This window comes from Nostoc sp. DSM 114159 (assembly GCF_053470285.1).
Map to the genome: position 1 here is coordinate 2,910,317 of NZ_JBPFEH010000001.1, position 19,367 is coordinate 2,929,683.

Sequence of the window (19,367 nt, forward strand, 5' to 3'; positions counted from 1 at the left end):
CTGATTGATTTATTCGGAAGCCTACACTTGTTTTCTAATTTGCTTCTCTTTTCACGATACAGCTAAATGACAATAATTCTTATATATGTGGGAGTCTTTTTAAGGAAATCCTAGTAAACTGTGGCGAAAGTTTACCTACCTTTAACCAGTTGCTCAGAGCAACTTGTCTGGTTAATTGAGATGGTATTTGGATTTACGCCGTGCTGTACTAGTCGCCCATTTGAGTTAAAAATATGAATGGAAAAATAAAACAACTTTAATAAAAAGTCAATAACTCTTTATTTTCGTTAGAGTGGGATAACAATCAAAGTGTGAGGATTGATACTACATGCGAATCTTGTTAGTGTATCCAATATTTCCCAAAACCTTTTGGTCTTATGAAAAAATCCTAGAGTTAGTCGATCGCAAGGTTTTACTACCACCTCTAGGTTTAGTAACAGTAGCCGCGATTTTGCCCCAAGAATGGGAATTCAAGCTGGTCGATCGCAATATCCGCCCCGCAACAGAAGCAGAATGGGCATGGGCAGATGTAGTAATTTTCTCTGCGATGATTGTCCAGAAACAAGATTTACTTGAGCAAATTCAGGAAGCAAAAAAACGTGGCAAGTTAGTTGCGGTTGGCGGCCCTTACCCCACTTCTGTACCTCACGAAGTTGAAAATGTTGGCGCAGATTTTCTGATTTTGGATGAAGGGGAAATCACTCTCCCCATGTTTATTGAGGCAATTAAACGCGGTGAAACATCTGGCACTTTCCGCGCCACAGAAAAACCTGATGTCACCAGCACACCAATACCCCGCTTTGATTTGTTAGAGTTGAACGCTTATGACATGATGTCGGTGCAGTTTTCGCGTGGATGTCCTTTCCAATGCGAATTTTGCGACATTATTGTTCTCTATGGGCGCAAACCGCGTACCAAAACCCCAGCGCAATTGTTAGCAGAGTTAGATTACCTCTATGAATTGGGTTGGCGGCGGGGTGTATTCATGGTGGATGACAACTTTATTGGCAACAAGCGAAATGTGAAATTGTTGCTGAAAGAGTTAAAAGTCTGGATGGCAGAACATAAGTATCCCTTCCGATTTGACACGGAAGCTTCAGTTGACTTGGCACAAGACCAAGAAATGTTGGAGTTGATGGTTGAGTGTGGTTTCTCGGCGGTGTTTTTGGGAATCGAAACGCCGGATGAAGATAGTTTGCAAATGACTAAGAAGTTTCAAAATACTCGCAGTTCTCTAACTGAGGCGGTGCAAACCATTATTAAAGCGGGATTGCGCCCAATGGCTGGGTTTATTATCGGGTTTGATGGCGAAAAAGCAGGCGCAGGCGATCGCATTGTCCGCTTTGCAGAACAAGCAGCAATTCCCTCAACTACTTTTGCCATGTTACAAGCGTTACCTAACACTGCGCTTTGGCATCGCCTGAAAAAGGAAGGAAGATTACGGGAAAATCAAGATGGAAACATCAACCAAACAACATTGATGAACTTCCTGCCCACCCGTCCCCTGGAAGAACTTGCCAGAGAATATATTGAAGCATTCTGTAGTTTATACGACCCAGTACAGTACTTAGATCGCACCTATCGTTGTTTCTTGATGATGGGCTTGCCGAGTTGGAAAGCACCCGCGAAAATGCCAGAGTGGGTAGTTGTGAAAGCCTTGTTACTTGTGATTTGGCGACAAGGAATCAAACGAGAAACCCGCTGGAAATTCTGGCATCATTTGTTCAGCATTCTCAAACGTAACCCCGGAGTTTTTGAGCATTACCTCGCAGCTTGCGCTCACAACGAACATTTTCTTGAATATCGCCAAATTGTCCGCGATCAAATTGAAAGCCAGCTAGCAGAATATCTGGCGCAGGGTGTAGAAAAACCCTATGTACCAGTACAGGAAAAAGCAGAGGAAAAAACTGAAGCCGCAGTTAGTTAAATGTAGTAACGGTTAATAGGTAAAAGTGAAAAAATTACTTATTAGCCGTTATTAAAACCAGTATGCTATTCAAAGTATGATAGTCATAAATTGACACTTCCTGAATGGCAAAAACACCAATTCCACTCATTGGCAAGGTAATGCTAATTCTCCTAGAATGGAGAATGTTAGACTTAGTTAATGCACTATTTTAAGCTTGCCACGCTACTATAAAAACTATTTTGCTTTTGCAATCCCAGTTATTTGAAAAATCAACTCTGTCGCTTTACTCATTAGCGAAGTGTCAATATCAAGTTGATAATTCCCCTCTTTTAAAATCTCTATCACAACTTGACTGAAATCTGCGTTACCTTTCCTCGCACCCAAACCATTAATTGCACATTCAATTTGCCTCACACCACAACTTAAAGCAATCAGTGAATTATCTACTGCCATACCCAAATCATCATGACAGTGTACTGAAACGACAACTTCGTTAATATTGGGTACTCGATTAAAAATCATTTGCAGAAGTTGCGAAAACTCTTCTGGCGATGCCAAACCTAAGCTATCAGGAATGCTAATAGTAGTAGCACCACTCTTGATTGCAGTTTCAATAGATTTACACAAAAAATCTGGCTCACTTCTAGGAGCATCAAAAGCGCTCCATTCTACATCATCACAGTAATTGCGTGCTAAAGAAACACTCTCTTTGATTGTTGCTAATACTTCTTCTTTGGTTAATTTAGATTGATTTTTCAGATTTACCGGAGTATAAGTGTGAATTCTACCTCTGATTGCTGGTTTAATTGCTTCAGCAAGAGTGATTATTTCATTTGAATTGGAACTAGCTAGCCCACAAATAGTAGAATTTTTAATTATTTGAGAAATATTAAAGACTTCATCAAAATCTTTTTGAGAACTTGCTGGATAACCAACTTCAATAATATCGACTCCCATTTCTTCGAGCAATTGCGAAATGATAATTTTTTGTTGCAAATTCATCTTTACACCAGGCGTCAATTCTCCATCACGCATGGTGGTATCAAAAATAATTACTTTAGAGGATGTTTTAAAAGTCAAAACCAGTCAAAAATTATGCCAGTCGTCTGACCATAATACGAATCATGGCAATATAGATAAATATCTCGGAAGTTTCAGGTAATCTTTCATAATCTTTGCTTAAACGCCGACACCAATTAAGCCACCCGAAAGTTCGCTCAACAACCCAGCGCTTTGGTAAATGAACAAAACCCTTTTTTTCCAAGGGTCTAAGAACAATTTCTACAATCCAGCGAAACATATCCATCACCCACCGCATAAATTCTTCTCCTCGGTATCCTCCATCCATCCAAATAGTGTTCAACCGTTTTACTTGATTGCCTGTATTGTGAACTCGGCTGAGGACTTTTTTCGCGCCTTCACGTTCTGGAAAACTAGCCGATGTTACCAAAACCCGTAAAACTAGACCCAGTAAATCTACACTCAAATGGCGTTTACGCCCATGAATTTTTTTACCTGCGTCGTAACCAACATCAATAGAGATCATCGTTGCTGTTTCTACTGACTGGCTATCAACTGCTGCTTCTGATGGGCTAGGTTCACGCCCCGCGTCTACTCTCACCCACTGGTAGAGTTGATCGTGAACTTTCAACCATGTACCATCTTTACCCCATCTCCAAAAATAACCATAAACCGTTGACCAGGCGGGAAAATCACCTGGTAGACCTCGCCACGTACACCCCTCACACAATACATAGAGAATCGCATTCACCACCGCAAATAAGGCTAATTTTCGGGGACGACCACCTGGCTTTGCTCCTGGGAATAGGTCTGCAATTAATTCCCACTGTTCCCATGTCAAATTGCTACGGTATGCTTTAGTCATTCGCTCACAAGGTGCTGTTTTCTACAAATCTCAGCATAAGCCTTGTGAGCTTTCTTACAACAGCCCCTCTCTTTTAAAACATCCTCTTATGATTATTTTCTGACATATTGGCTAGAGATAGCGATCGCTTACATCAAATGCAATATTAAGGAATATCCTCACTTAAGAAAACTGTCTCTAAATCTCGATAACCACTGACAATACGTACAACTTCCACACCGCCATCAATAGGGCGATAAAATATTAAGTAATCTTCTACTGGAAAACTCCGTAAACCGCGGGCAAAAGTATCGGAACTTTGCCCCATATTAGGAAAATCGGCCAACAGTTTGCACTGCTGTTTAATTTTTTCGTTGAGTCTTCGAGCCGCATCAGGATTGTAGCGGATAATATAGCGATTAATCTCTTTGAGGTCTTGCTTGGCTGGAATTGTTAAAACGTACCGACTCATTATTATTTAGCGGCCTCTGCTTGTTGTATTTGAGCTTCAGCACGTCGGATATCTTCTTCAATTTCTGCAAAGACCTCTTCACCATCAACTACTTCACCACGCTCTGAGGCTTCAATACCTTCTTGGATTTTAGCTTTCAATTCTGCTAAACGTTGTTCTTGAACGCGATCGCGTTCATCTAGCAATCTCAATGCTTCGCCCATCACCTCACTCACTGAGTGATATCGACCACTATTAACTTTATCCTTAACCAACTGCTCCAATTCTGGGGTCAAAGATACATTCACAATTATTACCTCATTCCATTTACTCTATATAGTAACCGAAAGCAATTGGAGCAAGGCTAATACCATTTTGGATTTTAGATTTTAGACTTCGGCTCCTTTCGACTTCGCGGTAGTTGAATCTCGACTTACTTCGACTACGCGGTAGTTGAATCTCGACTTACTTCGACTACGCTCAGTACAAGTCGCTCGATTACCGCGCAGCGATGCACTGAGCCTGTCCTGAGCGTAGCCGAAGGGCGCAGTCGAAGTGTCGAAACTCAAGGCAAGTCGCTCAGTCGAACGATTTTGGATTGTGAAACATCCATTGGATAAGTGTTTCAGTTTTCCATCTGTCGCAATCATTTTTCACGCTTAGTATAAAATAATTCGTAATTGATAATACTAGGCGATTATTACTAATGACAAATACTTCTCTACGAGAGGCTGCGCCCGAAGCGTAGCTATGCCGCAGGCTTTACGGCTTCGCTCAGTACAAGTGACAAATAACAAATGACAAATTAGTTAATTCGCTGCTGTCTGAGCTTCTTGATAAATTATTTCTTGGAACTGGATCATATCTTTTTGTGGATCGGCGTGGCTAACTTTCACTACTATTTGTTCGCCCAACTTCACAGAACGTTTGAAAGCCATTGGCAACTGCAAGCCCAAATCTTCTAATAAAATTAGGGCTAAGTTGCTGTCTTCTCGCAACCACATCAACACTGTTACATCCCAAGTTTCCTCTGGATGACGGCGTAAATACTCTAGAGCATAATATCTATTAGTTTGTCGTTCCACCATCGTCACTTCTTGGGTGATGCTGGTGACAGTCATCATTACTTCTTTAAGTTGATCTGCGGAAAATGGCAGAACTTCACCCCGCAAATGGGCTTTAATTTGAAAGTGGGTGAGTAAGTCACTGTAGCGGCGGATGGGAGAAGTTGCTTGAGTGTAAGTATCCAAGCCTAAACCAGCATGGCGCAAAGGCGTAATGCTCATTTCACTCTTGGGCATACAACGACGCATGGCGCAAGCGCGAACGAACCCGGCTGGAAGTAGCAGCAATTCCTCATCTGGAGGTAATTCTGGTTGCGGTTGACCGCGAAAGGGCAAAGGTATGTTATGAGTTTTACCATAACGAGCCGCAACTTCACCGGCAACAATCATCATTTCTGCTACCAGTTGCCGCGATGGGGAATCGTCCAAAATATCAATGTGGATTTCCTCACCTTTGACTTTGATCGCTGCTTCGGGCATGGTGATGCTAATTGCCCCTTGAGCGTAACGCCAAGCTTTGCGCCGCTGTGCCCAAGTGGCGATCGCAGCAATTTCCGGTTCTGCTTGCACCCGCAATTGCAGCATTTCATCTACATCTTCGTAGGTGAGGCGATAAGTCGGCTTAATCAAGCTGGTATGAATGCTGTAATCTTCTACTACTCCACTTGTCCCTAAAATAATCCCGAAACTGAGGGCACAACAAACCTTTCCCTGGATCAGACTCATTGGCCCAGTTGCCAACACTTCTGGAAACATGGGAATCATTCCCGTCGGTAAATAGACTGTACTACCGCGCTTTCTAGCTTCCAAATCTAATTCATCTTCCGGTACTAACCATCTAGTAGGATCGGCAATATGCACCCACAAGCGTTCCCGTCCATCGGGTAGTACTTCCCAACTTAGACCATCGTCGATCTCTGTGGTAGTTTCATCATCAATGGTGTAAACCTTCAGGTGAGTCAGATCAAGGCGGTTTGTATCTGAGTCAATCGGCGGGAAATCCAAACGCTGTTGCGCCACTTCTAATACCTTATGAGGAAATTGGATCGGAATTGAAGAACGCCGCAGGAACAAGTTTTCATTAGGACTCCAGCAACCCAAATCTACCAATAGTTGAAAGGCTCCTTGGGGTGTTGTGGGTCGTCCCAGCATGGTCATAGTTTCTAATACTGGAGCGCTGGGCGGATAAGCGCGAGCTAAGGAGTCATAGTTAACCCCCGTCCGCACCGTGTCAGCTATTAGCGCCGCGTATTTTTCTAGTCCTTCTAAGCGCTGGCGATCGTGGCGCTGCCACTCTACTGCTTCACCTTTGAGCGCCTGTTCTACACGAGCTAAAAATTCCTGCTGTCCTTTAGCTTTTAGTGCCTCTACTTCTAGTTGGTGCTTGCGTTCTGCCACTTGAGCAGCAGTTCTTGGCTCGTAAGCGTCTCCTTTTTGCTTGAAATAAAGTTTGTCGTCTGATAACAAGCAATAGGCGGCGTAACAAGCAGGTGCGGCTGATTCTGAAAATAGCAGATTCGCCATTTGGTCTGGGGTAACTGTTTCGCCATCTTCAACCAGTAATTCCCAAGCCACTTCTAAACTAGATGGGTCTAAATAAGGCTCGATCTGCTCCAAAAAGCTGGCAATTTCAGAAGCCTTGTAAGTCTGTTTGGTAACTGTATAGGTTATTTGTCTAGGCGCGAGGCTGTGGGATTGACCGCGTTCGTCTACCACAAACCAGCGGGTTTTACCGTCTGGACGTTCTACGATGCCCAGACGGCGATCGCCTTGAACCCTAAATTCAACTAGCGTCCCCTTCTCCACAACTCTCGCACTCTAATAATTTTAGATTTTAGTCTCACCTTTGGTGCGCTGGAAGCGCAACTTGGATTTTCGATTTTATAACCGACAGCTATTAAATCCTAAGTCCAAGGGTTTTTCATGCAGCAATCTATTTTACACTCTCTGATTCAGATTTCAGATTTTGGACATTCTCTTTAAATAATCCAAAATCCAAAATTCCAAATCCAAAATTGTTTTAGCCTTCGGCATTGATAAATGGCAACAAAGCCACAATCCGCGAACGTTTAATTGCTAATGTCAACTCTCGCTGTTGCTGAGATGTTAGCCCGGTAATCCGACGTGGCAGTATCTTTCCCCGCTCGGTGACAAACTTACGCAATAAATCAACATCTTTATAATCGATTGGTTCTCCTGGCTTGATTGGAGAAAGACGACGACGGAAATAACTCATCTCTACTTAATTTCCTTGTGAACGGTATGTTTGTTGCAGTGGGTGCAGAACTTTTTCAGTTCTAGCCTGTTAGTGGTGTTGCGACGATTCTTAGTACTGGTATAACGGTTAACACCAGCAGAACGCTTATCTGAATTTGTCCGGCACTCGGTACACTCTAGTGTGATGATAATGCGGGCACCTTTACTCTTAGCCATAATCTTACAAAAAGTGAAGCCTGAAGAGAATTAACACAAATGACTATCTTCTCACATTCCGCCGTATATTTTCAACTAATCTTTTAATTTTTATATCGAGCGAGTAGCCACGACGCGACGAAACGATAAAAGTTCCACAATAGCGATCGTGTAAAGCCTGCCGCATCTGGGTATCAGAGAAGGCAGTCCCACAATCAATTGCTAGGGGAATTACTAGCAGTATAGCAGTGGGATTGGCTCTAATATTACTCAGGGCAATTGACACTAATAAAGCACCCAAGCCGATAATCGCCTCTCGCTTAACTAGTGAGAGCAAATCGGGAATTCTGCCCACTACTTCCCCATCTTCGACTTCCAGTACCTTTAAATCGAAAGCCCAACGCCCTAAACTTTGCCCTTGATTGTTGTATACCACCACTACCCGCAAAAACAGCCAAAGTATTACAAAAACTAAGATTTCAATAAATTGAATCCCAATATCGCTGCCTCCCAACAGGGAACTGACTAACCAGACACCAAGGAAATCAAGTCCCAATGCCATACCTCGCCGCCCAATCTCAGCTTTGGGATAGTGTTTTTGGGGAAGTCGTTCGATAGTCATACAAAATAGGTATTTTTATTTAGGGGTTGGGAAATAGCGATCGCTCCTGTTTTTAATATTAAGATGACGACTCGGCTAGTTGCTGCGCTGTAAAGGAACAAAAACCAGCCAACAAAATATTTGTACAACTACCAACTGCACGACTCAAAAATCGGATTAAGCAGATATAGTAATTTTAATACCCTATTAGTACTTAGTTGGCATCTCATAGAGCAGCTGCTACACGTCATGGATGCAACATACAGTAGGGTTGTACATCTATATTGTATTGTTGTAGAAACTTCATTTTAATTAATTTGGAAGTTGTATCTATGACACATCTGTTTACCAAAACAGCTATTAGTCTGGTGACGACTACTACTTTAGCATTAGCGATCGCCATAAACACGAACAACCTAGCTCATGCTGCGGAGTTCAAATTTAACTGGAAAGGAGACACAGGTTATTCAGCGAAAGGTTCGTTTAACTACGATACAAGAACTGCTCCCAGCATCATTTCTGAAGCTGGTTTGGGAGCTACGAAGAACTTGCAATCTCTCTCAATTTCCTTCTTTGATCCCTTGAGTAATCTGATAAATAGTTTCACTCCAGTGCTTAATGGGATATCTACCTACGGCTATTTGAGATTCAACTTTGATAGCACTACCGAGGAAATCTTTGGCCCCTTTGATGTTGGCAAGGATAATGAGCTTCCTGGCGACACATGGCTTAATAATAATCTCGCACTAATAGATGAAGGTTTTAGCAATCAGGTTCTAGCTAAAGAATTTCATTTGATCAATAGAGATGCAGCACGCACAGAGCAAATACTAGATTTAAGTAACAATTCAGTTCAGGTATCCAAAGTCCCCGAAGGAAGCATAATTATCGGTTTACTAACAGTGTGTAGTTTGGGATTTACCGCTTATAGAAATCTAGACAAAGCTACCCAAGAATAAAAGAAAAAAGTCGGAGGCGATCGCTATGTTATCAGTCAGCGATGCACAAGCAATTATTTTAAATTTGGTGCAGCCGTTGGATCGTCAACGGGATACAGAAGTTGTAGATTTATTGACAGCAGATAGTCGCATTTTGGCAACGCCTGTTACCAGTCCGCTAGATTTTCCCCATTGGGATAATTCGGCAATGGATGGCTACGCAGTTCGCTACGAAGATGTACAACACTCCAGCACCGAACAACCAACCGTTTTAGAAATTGTTGAAGAGATTCCGGCTGGCTATCAACCCAAGTCTACGATTCAACCAGGGCAAGCCGCACGAATTTTTACAGGTGCGGTAATCCCAGCAGGTGCGGATACTGTAGTTATGCAAGAAAAAACACGCCGCGAGGAAAACCGCGTATTTATTCTAGCTGCATCAAAACCGCAAGAATTTGTTAGACACAAAGCATCTTTTTATCAAGCTGGAACACAACTACTACCAGCAGGAATTAAGTTAAATGCCTCAGAAATTGCCGTATTGGCAGCAGCACAGTGTCCGCAATTAACTGTTTACCGCCGTCCGCGGGTGGCAATTTTTTCCACTGGTGATGAGTTGGTGACAGCTGATAAACCGCTGCAATCAGGGCAAATTGTGGATTCTAATCAGTATGCACTGGCAGCTTTGGTGAGACAAAGTGGTGCAGAACCGTTAATTTTAGGCATTGTGAAAGACGATCCAGTTGCTTTGGAGAAAGTTATTGCTCACGCCATTGCGATCGCTGATATAGTTCTCTCTTCTGGTGGCGTCTCAGTGGGAGATTATGACTATATTGACAAAATTCTAGAGTCACTACAAGCAAAAATCCACATTCAGGCTGTAGAAATCAGTCCAGGAAAACCCTTGACTGTCGCCACTTTCCCTAGTGGAGACGCGATTAATCCAACAGACGCGATTAATCGCGTCTCTACAAACTCCCCGCTTTATTTTGGTTTACCAGGAAACCCTGCTGCTGTACTGGTGACATTTTGGCGATTTGTACTACCAGCAATCAAGAAACTTTCGGGAATTACTGAAGGTTGGGAACCAGCATTTTTGAAAGTGCGATCGCATGATGAATTGCGATCAAATGGTAAACGTGAAACTTACCTTTGGGGTAAATTGCATTTAATTGATGGAGTTTATGAATTTCACAAAGCTGCTGGTAGTCACAGTTCCGGCAATTTAATTAATTTAGCTCAAACCAATGCTTTAGCTGTTCTCTCAGTGGGTAAAACATTAATTTCCCCACAAGAAGAAGTGCAAGTTTTGCACCTTAGTAATGGGTAATTGGGACAAGGGGAGCAAGGGACAAGGGGGACAAGGAGGAATTATTGAATAAATCTTTTCCTGTTCTTCCCCCTCTTCCTTGTCTACCCTGTCTCTTTTCAATCCCCAATCCCCAATGCCCCATACCCAATGCCCAATGCCCAATCTTAAAATATCTGCTCAAAAGCCTCAATCAAGTTGTTAACTTCCTCAAGGGTGTTGTAATGCACCATACTCACCCGGACTATTCCACCTTGGGATGCTAACCCCAGGTATTCAATCAGCCGTTTAGCATAAAAGTCCCCATAGCGAATCCCAATATAATGTTGGTCAACTTTTGCCGGAATGGTTGAGCTATTTATTCCATCGACGACAAAAGATATAGTTGGTACACGGAATTTACGGTCAGCCTTTGATTGACCAATCACTCGCACATTCGGCTTACTGTTGAGGTAATTTAGGAGGCGATCGCTAATATGTTCTTCATGTATGCTAATTAAATCAAATGCTTGCACCATTTTATTTCTTAAATCCGGTGCTGTTTCATTTCCGTAGTGCAGTTGTGCTAATTCACTTAAATAATCACATAAACCTAACATTCCATAACTTAATTCAAAATTGACATTCCCTAATTGAAATTTATAAGGTATATCTGTCTGGTCAATAAAATAATGGTTAAGACCAGGCAATCTTAATAAATGTTCTTCTTTGCCATAAAGTAAGGCATGGTGCGGCCCATAGACTTTATAAAAACTCAAAGTATAAAAATCAACATCTAAATCTTGGACATCAACTAATCTGTGAGGTGCATAAGCTACACCATCTACACAAATCATAGCGTTGCGATCGTGTACAAATGCAGCAATTTCTTTGATTGGGTTGATGGTTCCCAGAACATTAGAAGCATGAGTCAAGGCTACCAGTTTTGTGCGCTGACTCATCAATGGTTCTAAATCTGCTAAATGAAGTTCTAAAGTATCTGGGCGAACTTGCCACACTTTAACCTTTATTCCTTGTTTTTCAAGAGCGACCCAAGCACCAATATTAGCCTCATGGTCACAATTAGTAACAATAACTTCATCACCAGAGGTGAAGGTTTTACCGAGACAAATTGAAAGAACTTTCAACATCATTGTAGTCGATGGCCCCATGACTACTTCTTTATAAGAATTGGCATTAATGAAAGTAGCCATTTCCCTAGTTGCTAAAGCCAATCGTTCTCCAGCCAGTTGAGAGATTCCATAAGAAGCTCCCAACTGGACATCAGAACTTAGGAGAAATTCGCTAATTCTATCTACTACTTTTTTCAAGGTTTGTGACCCACCAGCATTATCAAAAAAAGTCCATTCACCAGCTAGAGCCGGAAAATATTGACGAACTTTATCAAGATTCAGGAGCATAATAGAAGTTTTCTAGAGAATGTTCTTTACCCTAGCCTACCTTCTGACAAGTCGCCCAGAGAACATCTAGATTAGACTTCTTGCATAAATCAAAAATAAAGAACCCCACCCCGCATTTGAGTAAAGCAAACGCTCCCCTATGCTTTGGGGAGGGGTTGGGGATGAGGTGTTAGAGACTTTTGCAAGAGATTCCATGAGCAACCCTCACTCCACTTGCTTTCATAGCAAGAAGGTTAAGAGCGAACAAGTCAGCCGGGACAACCAACGTAGTGACAAGCCTTATAAATGGGAAAGTGGTTGGGTCTTTGTGTATCTCATGTTAGCGTAGCCTCTGCCTCTAACACTCTGTTCGCGATCGCACGAGAAGTTGAAATCTCCTGTATTTAACTTTCAGCAACTATTAATGTCTTGATTCTTCACAATTCTCGTCAATTTTATTTGATAAGTTTAAGGGAGAGTCAAAGCAACTATTGTTTTGAGTCTTAATTCCTTGATTGAAAATAAAGGAACGACTTATGAATACTACGGTAAAATATGACATCCAAGTTATCAAAGAAGAAGCACTTCAACTTGTTAAAAAGAGACTTGTTAACCGTCAACAGCCAATTTACACCCTCTGTAAATATATTCCTCATCGTGACTGGATTAATTTTGAACTGGAGTTAGAAAAAAATGAATTTCTACTCAGAGATAGAATTATCGATTTACTGAATCACGAATCTTGGGAAGATGATTGAGGCTGCATAAGGCTAAACCCTATTAGCTGCATTCCATAAAATCAAAATTACAAATTCAGTTTTCAACATTAAAAGCTCTCGAATTAATCGGGGGCTATAAGCAAGAGATTATTAAAGTAAGCAATAAATCTTGATGGATAGCTTTGGTTTGAAAAGATAAGAGAACCATTGCTAGCGTAATAATTCTCTGTTAAATAAGTTGGTACAATAAAATCAAGCTGTGTGAAGAAAAATAAACAAGGTTCAAAGCCTAAAATCATTCGACTGAGCGACTTCTTGCCTTGAACGTATCGCTCTCATGGAAAGCTCCGCTAACGCGTAGCGTGTCGTAGAGAAGCCGAAAGGAGCGGAAGTCTAAAATCCAAAATGATATTACCATTGTCCTCTTGTTTGCCTACTCTGCATAGGAATGGTTAATTAAGGGTTGCTACCTCCAGTCAGACATAGCCTAACCTCAGAAGCAACCTCACCTCTTTGGCTGTGGGTTTGAGAAATTTTTCTGTTTTCTTTATCTAACTGTGTCAATTAATACCTAATAAATAGGCTATAGTCTCACATTCTTGAGCAATTAATTACTGAAATCAAGAAAAACAATTATACTAATCCGTTTCAGTAAATTGGATTAGGTAGATAACTCTTCTAGCCCAATCCATTCGGTAATCGATTGCCATTGGCTTGCGTAAACAATAGTACTACTACGTTTTTCTTTCTGAGGCTTTCTAGGTAGTTTTCCCATGACAACATCAGCGAATGAACTGGATTCGTTCCTATTATTCCTATTATAAATAGGCATTTCCTGCCAGCAGTGACGACAAAACCAATAAGTCTCTGCACCGCGTATATGTTCTAAAAGTAAACTTGAGCAGCAAGGACAGTAATTCATATTTTTCTCAAATCCTGTTCATAAAAGTGTTATTGCGATTCAGGGCAGCTATTTGAGAAGCCCGTAGATATTAAAAAGAAACTGTCTATATTTTGACTATAGTCTTTAAATATGAGGAAGTTGTGAGGATAGTCAAAATACTTAATGGTTTTGCAAAACTTATACACAATTCTTAAGTAAGACTTTCCGGCTAATTTAGCGGTTTTTTCACAAGTTCCTCAAATTATCTTCGTATAAATTCTTATAACTATAAATGTGGGGCTTCAGAGCGATGTTACTGCTAGCGTGCCACCTACTTATGAATAGATTGAAGAAGGCAGCTATGCTGGAGAAAAAGACATTTTCATTGTTCCTTGTGAGCGCAGCTCGTGGAGTCTCTTGCAAAAATCTTTGAATCACCCCTCCCCAACCCTCCCCGATGTGTTGGGGCTACGGTGTACACACAAGTCTGAAATAGCTGGTTAACCAGGGTTTTACCCCACCCTAACCCTCACGCCACTTGACGGCAGTTGCTCCACTTGGGGAGACCCCAAGACCGCACTGCCTCCTCCACTTGGGGAAACCCCTTGGCGCTAGCCTCTCCCCTTGGGAGAAGACCGCAGTGGCTCCCCTTATAAAGGCAATGGTGTACACACAAGTCGAAAAAACTTCATCCACCAAAGATTTGCGGTGCGTTACGCTGGCTGACAAAGCTAGAACGCATTTGCTATTTCGGGGTACGCATTTGCTATTTCGGCGTACTCATTTGCTATTTCGGCGTACTCATTTGCTATTTCGGCGTACTCATTTGCTATTTCGGCGTACTCATTTGCTATTTCGGGGTACGCATTTGCTATTTCGGGGTACTCATTTGCTATTTCGGGGTACTCATTTGCTATTTCGGGGTACTCATTTGCTATTTCGGGGTACTCATTTGCTATTTCGGCGTACTCATTTGCTATTTCGGCGTACTCATTTGTTATTTCGGCGTACTCATTTGCTATTTCGGCGTGTCGATAACGCACCCTACTAGTGTGACCGAGCTACTACTACGAAATTACTAAAAGACAGAACTTACGCACTCAGATCCCCCAACCCCCTTAAAAAGGGGGCTTTAGAGGTTCCCCCCTTTTTTAAGGGGGGTTAGGGGGGATCAAGGTTTCAGGCTTCAGTGCGTAAGTCCTAGAAGAGTTGAAACCTATACTGGTCATACTTGTGTGTACACCGTAGCCCTTATAAAGGGGAGCCACTGCGTTGGGCAGGCAATGCCCGACTTGTACCGCTAAAGCGGAACCCGCAGGGTAGCAAGTGGCGTGGGATTAAGGGGGGTCTATTCGACTTATGCAAGAGGTCTATTTTTTGTATTGTTTATTGAAGTCTTGCTGGAGTTTATTAAGAAAGCCGAAATTCTGAGCCTCTGTCAATGTTTGAGACCAAGGGTTTAATATTTGCACTCATCAATTAATTTCAAATATTTCACAGTAATAAGACTATCAAAACTATCACTTAAGGTAATATCTTGAGTTCGCAAATCATCTATTTATAAATTTGACAATAGAATGAATTTGACGGCTGTAAAATTTTATTTACTTTCTAGTTTAGTTACTAACTTGTATTGTATGTATTAGTCATTATAATAGTTCAATCCTGTATTTATCAATACAATTAATTTATAGTTGCTTTATAGTTAATTTATAATTACATTTTAGCCGCTTGCTAGTTGCTTGATAGTTATTCCGCCACAATAATTTCTGATGTTCAATAGCTGACTCGTTTTGCCTGTTGCTGACTTCTGCTAATTTGTCCTGAATGTCAAAAAGTTTATTAGTATTGATAAATTAACTATGCAATTTAACGATCGACTGATTAACTTACCTAGTTTAAATCATGTTATAAATTATTCTCCATTAACGATTAATCCTGATAGTTTTGTAATCGAAGCTATTTTATTGATGAGTCAACAAGGATGTATTAATTATGCATCTAGCAACTTAAATTCTTCGCTGAACTTAACTTTTGGAAATCAACCAAAATCTGGTTGTGTCTTGGTTATGGACGGAGGAAATTTATTAGGTATTTTTACTGAAAGAGATGTAGTTAGACTTATAGCTTCGAGAATAGATTTATCTGGGGTGACAATGGCTGAAGTGATGACGCAGCCAGTAATTACCCTTAGACAATCAGATTCTCAAGATATTTTCATCGCTTTATCGTTATTGCGTGAGCATCAAACTGGCTATTTGCCCGTTTTAGACGATCGCGGACAATTGGTAGGAGTCATTAACGAGACTAGCTTGCTACAAGCCTTTGACTTGGTAAAAATGGTAGGGGTCGTTGAAGGCTTGCAGCAATATTTACAAAAACCCAGAGATGAATTTAGCCAGGTTAATCAGTATACAGAGATACAGCAAGTGTGCTGCCAGACTCAAAATAACTTAAAGCTATGGGTTGAGGCACAATCGGCTGAAATTATGCAAGTTAATCAGGAGCTTCAGCAAGCCCTCGAAGAACTCCAGGTTGTGGAAGAAGAACTGCGCGAACAAAATGAAGAGTTGGGCGTTGCCCGCGAACTAGTAGAATTGGAGCGTCAACGTTACCGGGATTTGTTTGAGTTCGCTCCAGATGCTTATTTGGTAACTGATACAGTAGGTATTATCCAAGAGGCTAACCGAGCAGCAACAATCTTGCTCGCTGTACGCCAAAAATATTTGCTAAACAAACCATTAATTTTATTTATTCCTGAGCAAGACCGTCACACTTTTAACACTCGACTAATTAATAAACAGCAGGAACAGAAGTGGGAAGCTTACTTAAAACCACGGGGAGGTACAGCTTTTCCGGCTAGTATTAAAGCCGCTGCCATGTACGATTCAAAGGGTAAGCAAGTTGGCTGGCGCTGGTTACTCTGCGATATTAGCGAACGCCACCAGGCAGAGGAATCACTGCGCCAAGCTTACGAGGAGTTAGAACAACGAGTGGCGGAACGGACAGCAGAACTTGTGATGTCCAATGTTCTGTTGCAACAAGAAATTATTGAGCGCCAACGCGCAGAAGTTGCATTACGCCAGAGCGAAAACCTCTATCGCCAACTCGTGGAAAGCCAAACTGACATAATTATCCGCATTGATTTGCAAGGGCAGATTACCTTTGCCAATGCAGCTGCTTGTCAAATTTTCGGTTGGAAACAAGATGAGTTTCGCAGTCAGTCAATTTTCCAATTTCTTCATCCAGATGACTTGCCTGAAGCGATGGAAGATGTGGCAGCTTTAGGATCTTCATTGTATCCCTTGATGAATCGCGAGCAACGTGCATTGACAGTCAACGGTATCCGCTGGTTTCAATGGAATGCGATCGCAATTCGTAACGACAAAGGAGAGGTTGTTGAAATCCAAGAGGTAGGCAGAGATATTACCGAACAGCAATCTACGCTAGACGAACGCCAACTTGCCGAAGCAGCACTGCGCCAAAGTGAAGAAAAATTTCGCAAATTTGCCGAAAACACCCACGCAGTTATCTGGATTGCCAGCACTGATTCATTCCGAACCTTGTATGTTAGTCCTGCCTATGAAAAAATTTGGGGTCGCTCTTGCCAAAGTTTATTGGAGCGGCCTGAGTCTTGGATAGAGTCCGTTCATCCAGACGATCGCGGTCTAACCACTAAAGCAGCAAAGCAACAGCTTAGTGGTGAATCCGCTTCAATAGAATATCGAATTTTCCGACCTGATGGATCGATGCGCTGGATTTGGGATCGGAGTTTTACTGTCTATGATGACCAAGGAAAAGTTCAATACTATGGTGGTATCGCCGAAGATATCACCAAACGCAAACTGGTCGAAGAGTCACTGCAAGAAAGTGAAGCGCGATTGAGTTTAGCTACCGAAGCAGCCCAAATTGGCATCTGGGAGCGGAACTTAATCGCTAATACTGGTATTTGGTCTGCCAATATGGGGCCACTTTATGGTCTACCGAGCAACAGCTTGTGTCCAACCTATGAAGATTATCTCAATTTAATCTATCCAGAAGACCGCGAATCTGTGGCTGCGAGTATAGCGCGGATGATTGAGCAAGGAAAGGGATCTATAGAGTATCGAATTGTCTGGTCCGACGGCAGCTTACACTGGTTAAACTGCAAAGGTCAGGTTTACTATAACGAAATCGGTCAGCCGATCCGGATCGTCGGCACAAATAGGGATGTCACTGAGCGCAAGTTGGCAGAACAAAAAATCTCTGAACAAGCCGCTTTACTTGATATTGCCACCGATGCCATATTAGTTCGAGATTTCCAGTCTCAAATCTTATTCTGGAATCAAGGTGCAGAGCGGATGTACGGTTGGCTTTCTACAGAGGCGATCGGAAAAAACCTCCAGGAGATTTTTCACACAGCAGGAACTCAGCAGCAATTGGAAGTACCCCTGAAAAGAGTAATTGAGAGTGGCTCTTGGCAAGGTGAGTTAAATAAAGTTACAAAATCTGGTCAGAAAATTCTTGTGGAAAGCCGCTGGACATTGATGCGCGATTCTGCGGGAAAACCCAAATCCATCCTGACTGTTGACACTGACATCACCGAAAAGAAACAACTCCAAGAGCAGTTTTTTCGCACCCAGCGATTGGAAAGCCTTGGCACTCTTGCAGGTGGAATTGCCCACGACTTGAACAATATATTGACACCAATTTTGGCAGCGGCTCAATTGCTACAGGGAAGATTTTTACAAGATGAGGAGCGTTCTGGGCAACTTTTGGCACTTGTAGAAACCAACGCCAAACGCGGAGCAGCTTTAGTAAAGCAAATCTTGTCCTTTGCGCGAGGAAATAAAGGAGAGCGAAGAATTATCCAAATCCAGCATCTGATTTCAGAAATTGTCCAAATTGCCAAACAGACATTTCCCAAATCTATTGAACTTTCCACGTTTATCCCAGAAGAAATTTGGGCTGTAAATGGAGACATCACACAACTGCATCAAGTATTGATCAATCTGGTAGTAAATGCCCGCGATGCTCTACCAGATGGCGGTAATATCAATATTTCTGTAGAAAATAAGTTTATTGATGAAGCTTATACGCGAATGAATCTTGATGCCAAGGTTGGGCATTATATTGTGATTACCGTTGCCGATAACGGAATTGGGATACCGCCAGACATAATAGATAGAATTTTTGAGCCATTTTTCACTACAAAACAAGTCAATGCAGGTAGCGGACTTGGACTTTCAACAGTGCTGGGAATCATCAGAAACCACGACGGTTTTATCAAAGTGTCTAGCAATGTTGATATAGGCAGCAAATTTGACCTGTTTTTACCAGCAGTGGAAGCAACCCAAGCGTTCAACATAGAAGACCTGGATTTGCTTCCAGGAGAGGGAGAATTGATTTTGGTTGTGGATGATGAACCCCAAATTCGGGAGATTGTCACAATCATCTTGGAAAAGCATAACTATAAGATACTAACTGCCAGTAATGGCATTGAGGCGATCGCGCTTTACGCCCAATACGAGCATCAAATCAATGCCGTATTGATGGATCTAATAATGCCAAAAATGGATGGAATCATCGCCATTCGCACCTTGCGAAGAATGAATATGCAAGTTCAAATTATTGCCTGTAGCGGACTCAACTCAATGGAAATCTTTGCTCAATCTGCTGATGATAATGTACAAGCAGTTTTATTAAAACCCTATACGGGTAGAGAATTATTAAAAACCTTACACAATTTATTCAGAGGCTAGTAGTTCGCCAAGTTCACTTGGCGGGGTAAAGGGGAAAGGGGAAAGGGGAAAGGTTTTAAATCCCAAACCCAGTACCCCACCCCTTTTCCCCAAAACC

16 protein-coding genes are annotated in these 19,367 nt (G+C 41.9%); 5 read left to right on the forward strand and 11 right to left on the reverse strand.

What is annotated here, in order from left to right; genetic code table 11:
* The first annotated feature begins 328 nt into the window (after positions 1 to 328).
* A complete protein-coding gene (locus ACR5KR_RS11905; protein WP_448266677.1) occupies positions 329 to 1,927 on the forward strand; it encodes a B12-binding domain-containing radical SAM protein in 1,599 nt (532 codons plus the stop codon).
* A gap of 216 nt (positions 1,928 to 2,143) precedes the next feature.
* On the opposite strand, the gene ACR5KR_RS11910 is transcribed toward ACR5KR_RS11905, so the two are convergent.
* The 9 genes from ACR5KR_RS11910 to ACR5KR_RS11950 form a co-directional block, all read right to left on the reverse strand.
* A complete protein-coding gene (locus ACR5KR_RS11910) occupies positions 2,144 to 2,989 on the reverse strand; it encodes a 2-isopropylmalate synthase (protein ID WP_448266678.1) in 846 nt (281 codons plus the stop codon).
* 13 nt (positions 2,990 to 3,002) lie between these two features.
* On the reverse strand, positions 3,003 to 3,794 hold the full coding sequence (locus ACR5KR_RS11915) for an IS5 family transposase (RefSeq protein ID WP_448265250.1): 792 nt from the start codon (positions 3,792 to 3,794) through the stop codon (positions 3,003 to 3,005).
* 145 nt (positions 3,795 to 3,939) lie between these two features.
* Positions 3,940 to 4,245, reverse strand: a complete 306-nt coding sequence (locus ACR5KR_RS11920) for a type II toxin-antitoxin system RelE/ParE family toxin (protein WP_448266679.1) — start codon at positions 4,243 to 4,245, stop codon at positions 3,940 to 3,942.
* 2 nt (positions 4,246 to 4,247) lie between these two features.
* Positions 4,248 to 4,532 (reverse strand): type II toxin-antitoxin system ParD family antitoxin, encoded by a 285-nt coding sequence (locus ACR5KR_RS11925; protein WP_448266680.1) that lies wholly within the window; start codon positions 4,530 to 4,532, stop codon positions 4,248 to 4,250.
* An 81-nt stretch (positions 4,533 to 4,613) separates the two neighbouring features.
* On the reverse strand, positions 4,614 to 4,874 hold the full coding sequence (locus ACR5KR_RS11930) for a hypothetical protein (RefSeq protein WP_448266681.1): 261 nt from the start codon (positions 4,872 to 4,874) through the stop codon (positions 4,614 to 4,616).
* A 159-nt stretch (positions 4,875 to 5,033) separates the two neighbouring features.
* On the reverse strand, positions 5,034 to 7,094 hold the full coding sequence (locus ACR5KR_RS11935; protein ID WP_448266682.1) for a ribonuclease catalytic domain-containing protein: 2,061 nt from the start codon (positions 7,092 to 7,094) through the stop codon (positions 5,034 to 5,036).
* A 214-nt stretch (positions 7,095 to 7,308) separates the two neighbouring features.
* Positions 7,309 to 7,524, reverse strand: coding sequence for a 30S ribosomal protein S18 (rpsR, locus tag ACR5KR_RS11940; protein ID WP_012411240.1), 216 nt, complete (start codon positions 7,522 to 7,524; stop codon positions 7,309 to 7,311).
* A 2-nt stretch (positions 7,525 to 7,526) separates the two neighbouring features.
* Complete coding sequence (gene rpmG / locus ACR5KR_RS11945; protein ID WP_094351774.1) at positions 7,527 to 7,721, reverse strand: 50S ribosomal protein L33; 195 nt, start codon at positions 7,719 to 7,721, stop codon at positions 7,527 to 7,529.
* A 43-nt stretch (positions 7,722 to 7,764) separates the two neighbouring features.
* Complete coding sequence (locus tag ACR5KR_RS11950; RefSeq protein WP_445626346.1) at positions 7,765 to 8,322, reverse strand: RDD family protein; 558 nt, start codon at positions 8,320 to 8,322, stop codon at positions 7,765 to 7,767.
* A 311-nt stretch (positions 8,323 to 8,633) separates the two neighbouring features.
* Here ACR5KR_RS11950 and ACR5KR_RS11955 point away from each other — a divergent pair, with 311 nt between their 5' ends.
* On the forward strand, positions 8,634 to 9,260 hold the full coding sequence (locus ACR5KR_RS11955; protein WP_445626344.1) for a hypothetical protein: 627 nt from the start codon (positions 8,634 to 8,636) through the stop codon (positions 9,258 to 9,260).
* 25 nt (positions 9,261 to 9,285) lie between these two features.
* Positions 9,286 to 10,569: a molybdopterin molybdotransferase MoeA gene (locus ACR5KR_RS11960; RefSeq protein WP_448266683.1), complete on the forward strand. Its 1,284-nt coding sequence runs from the start codon at positions 9,286 to 9,288 to the stop codon at positions 10,567 to 10,569.
* A 146-nt stretch (positions 10,570 to 10,715) separates the two neighbouring features.
* On the opposite strand, the gene ACR5KR_RS11965 is transcribed toward ACR5KR_RS11960, so the two are convergent.
* Entirely contained in the window at positions 10,716 to 11,948 is a 1,233-nt protein-coding gene (locus tag ACR5KR_RS11965; RefSeq protein WP_448266684.1) for a cysteine desulfurase-like protein, read from the reverse strand.
* 515 nt (positions 11,949 to 12,463) lie between these two features.
* On the opposite strand from ACR5KR_RS11965, the gene ACR5KR_RS11970 reads away from it, so the two are divergent.
* Positions 12,464 to 12,685 (forward strand): DUF4327 family protein, encoded by a 222-nt coding sequence (locus ACR5KR_RS11970; protein WP_445626341.1) that lies wholly within the window; start codon positions 12,464 to 12,466, stop codon positions 12,683 to 12,685.
* A gap of 1,575 nt (positions 12,686 to 14,260) precedes the next feature.
* On the opposite strand, the gene ACR5KR_RS11975 is transcribed toward ACR5KR_RS11970, so the two are convergent.
* The gene (locus tag ACR5KR_RS11975) at positions 14,261 to 14,572 is read right to left on the reverse strand and encodes a hypothetical protein (RefSeq protein ID WP_448266685.1); all 312 of its coding nucleotides are present in this window, start codon (positions 14,570 to 14,572) and stop codon (positions 14,261 to 14,263) included.
* 819 nt (positions 14,573 to 15,391) lie between these two features.
* Between ACR5KR_RS11975 and ACR5KR_RS11980 the strand changes: the two genes are divergently transcribed.
* A complete protein-coding gene (locus tag ACR5KR_RS11980; protein ID WP_448266686.1) occupies positions 15,392 to 19,270 on the forward strand; it encodes a PAS domain S-box protein in 3,879 nt (1,292 codons plus the stop codon).
* Positions 19,271 to 19,367: the final 97 nt, after the last annotated feature.

Coding starts and splice junctions, on each gene's coding strand:
- ACR5KR_RS11905 (WP_448266677.1), top strand. CDS start 329: ATGCGAATCTTGTTAGTGTATCCAATATTTCCCAAAACCTTTTGGTCT.
- ACR5KR_RS11915 (WP_448265250.1), bottom strand. CDS start 3,794: ATGACTAAAGCATACCGTAGCAATTTGACATGGGAACAGTGGGAATTA.
- ACR5KR_RS11920 (WP_448266679.1), bottom strand. CDS start 4,245: ATGAGTCGGTACGTTTTAACAATTCCAGCCAAGCAAGACCTCAAAGAG.
- ACR5KR_RS11930 (WP_448266681.1), bottom strand. CDS start 4,874: ATGATTGCGACAGATGGAAAACTGAAACACTTATCCAATGGATGTTTC.
- rpsR (WP_012411240.1), bottom strand. CDS start 7,524: ATGAGTTATTTCCGTCGTCGTCTTTCTCCAATCAAGCCAGGAGAACCA.
- rpmG (WP_094351774.1), bottom strand. CDS start 7,721: ATGGCTAAGAGTAAAGGTGCCCGCATTATCATCACACTAGAGTGTACC.
- ACR5KR_RS11950 (WP_445626346.1), bottom strand. CDS start 8,322: ATGACTATCGAACGACTTCCCCAAAAACACTATCCCAAAGCTGAGATT.
- ACR5KR_RS11955 (WP_445626344.1), top strand. CDS start 8,634: ATGACACATCTGTTTACCAAAACAGCTATTAGTCTGGTGACGACTACT.
- ACR5KR_RS11960 (WP_448266683.1), top strand. CDS start 9,286: ATGTTATCAGTCAGCGATGCACAAGCAATTATTTTAAATTTGGTGCAG.
- ACR5KR_RS11965 (WP_448266684.1), bottom strand. CDS start 11,948: ATGCTCCTGAATCTTGATAAAGTTCGTCAATATTTTCCGGCTCTAGCT.
- ACR5KR_RS11970 (WP_445626341.1), top strand. CDS start 12,464: ATGAATACTACGGTAAAATATGACATCCAAGTTATCAAAGAAGAAGCA.
- ACR5KR_RS11980 (WP_448266686.1), top strand. CDS start 15,392: ATGCAATTTAACGATCGACTGATTAACTTACCTAGTTTAAATCATGTT.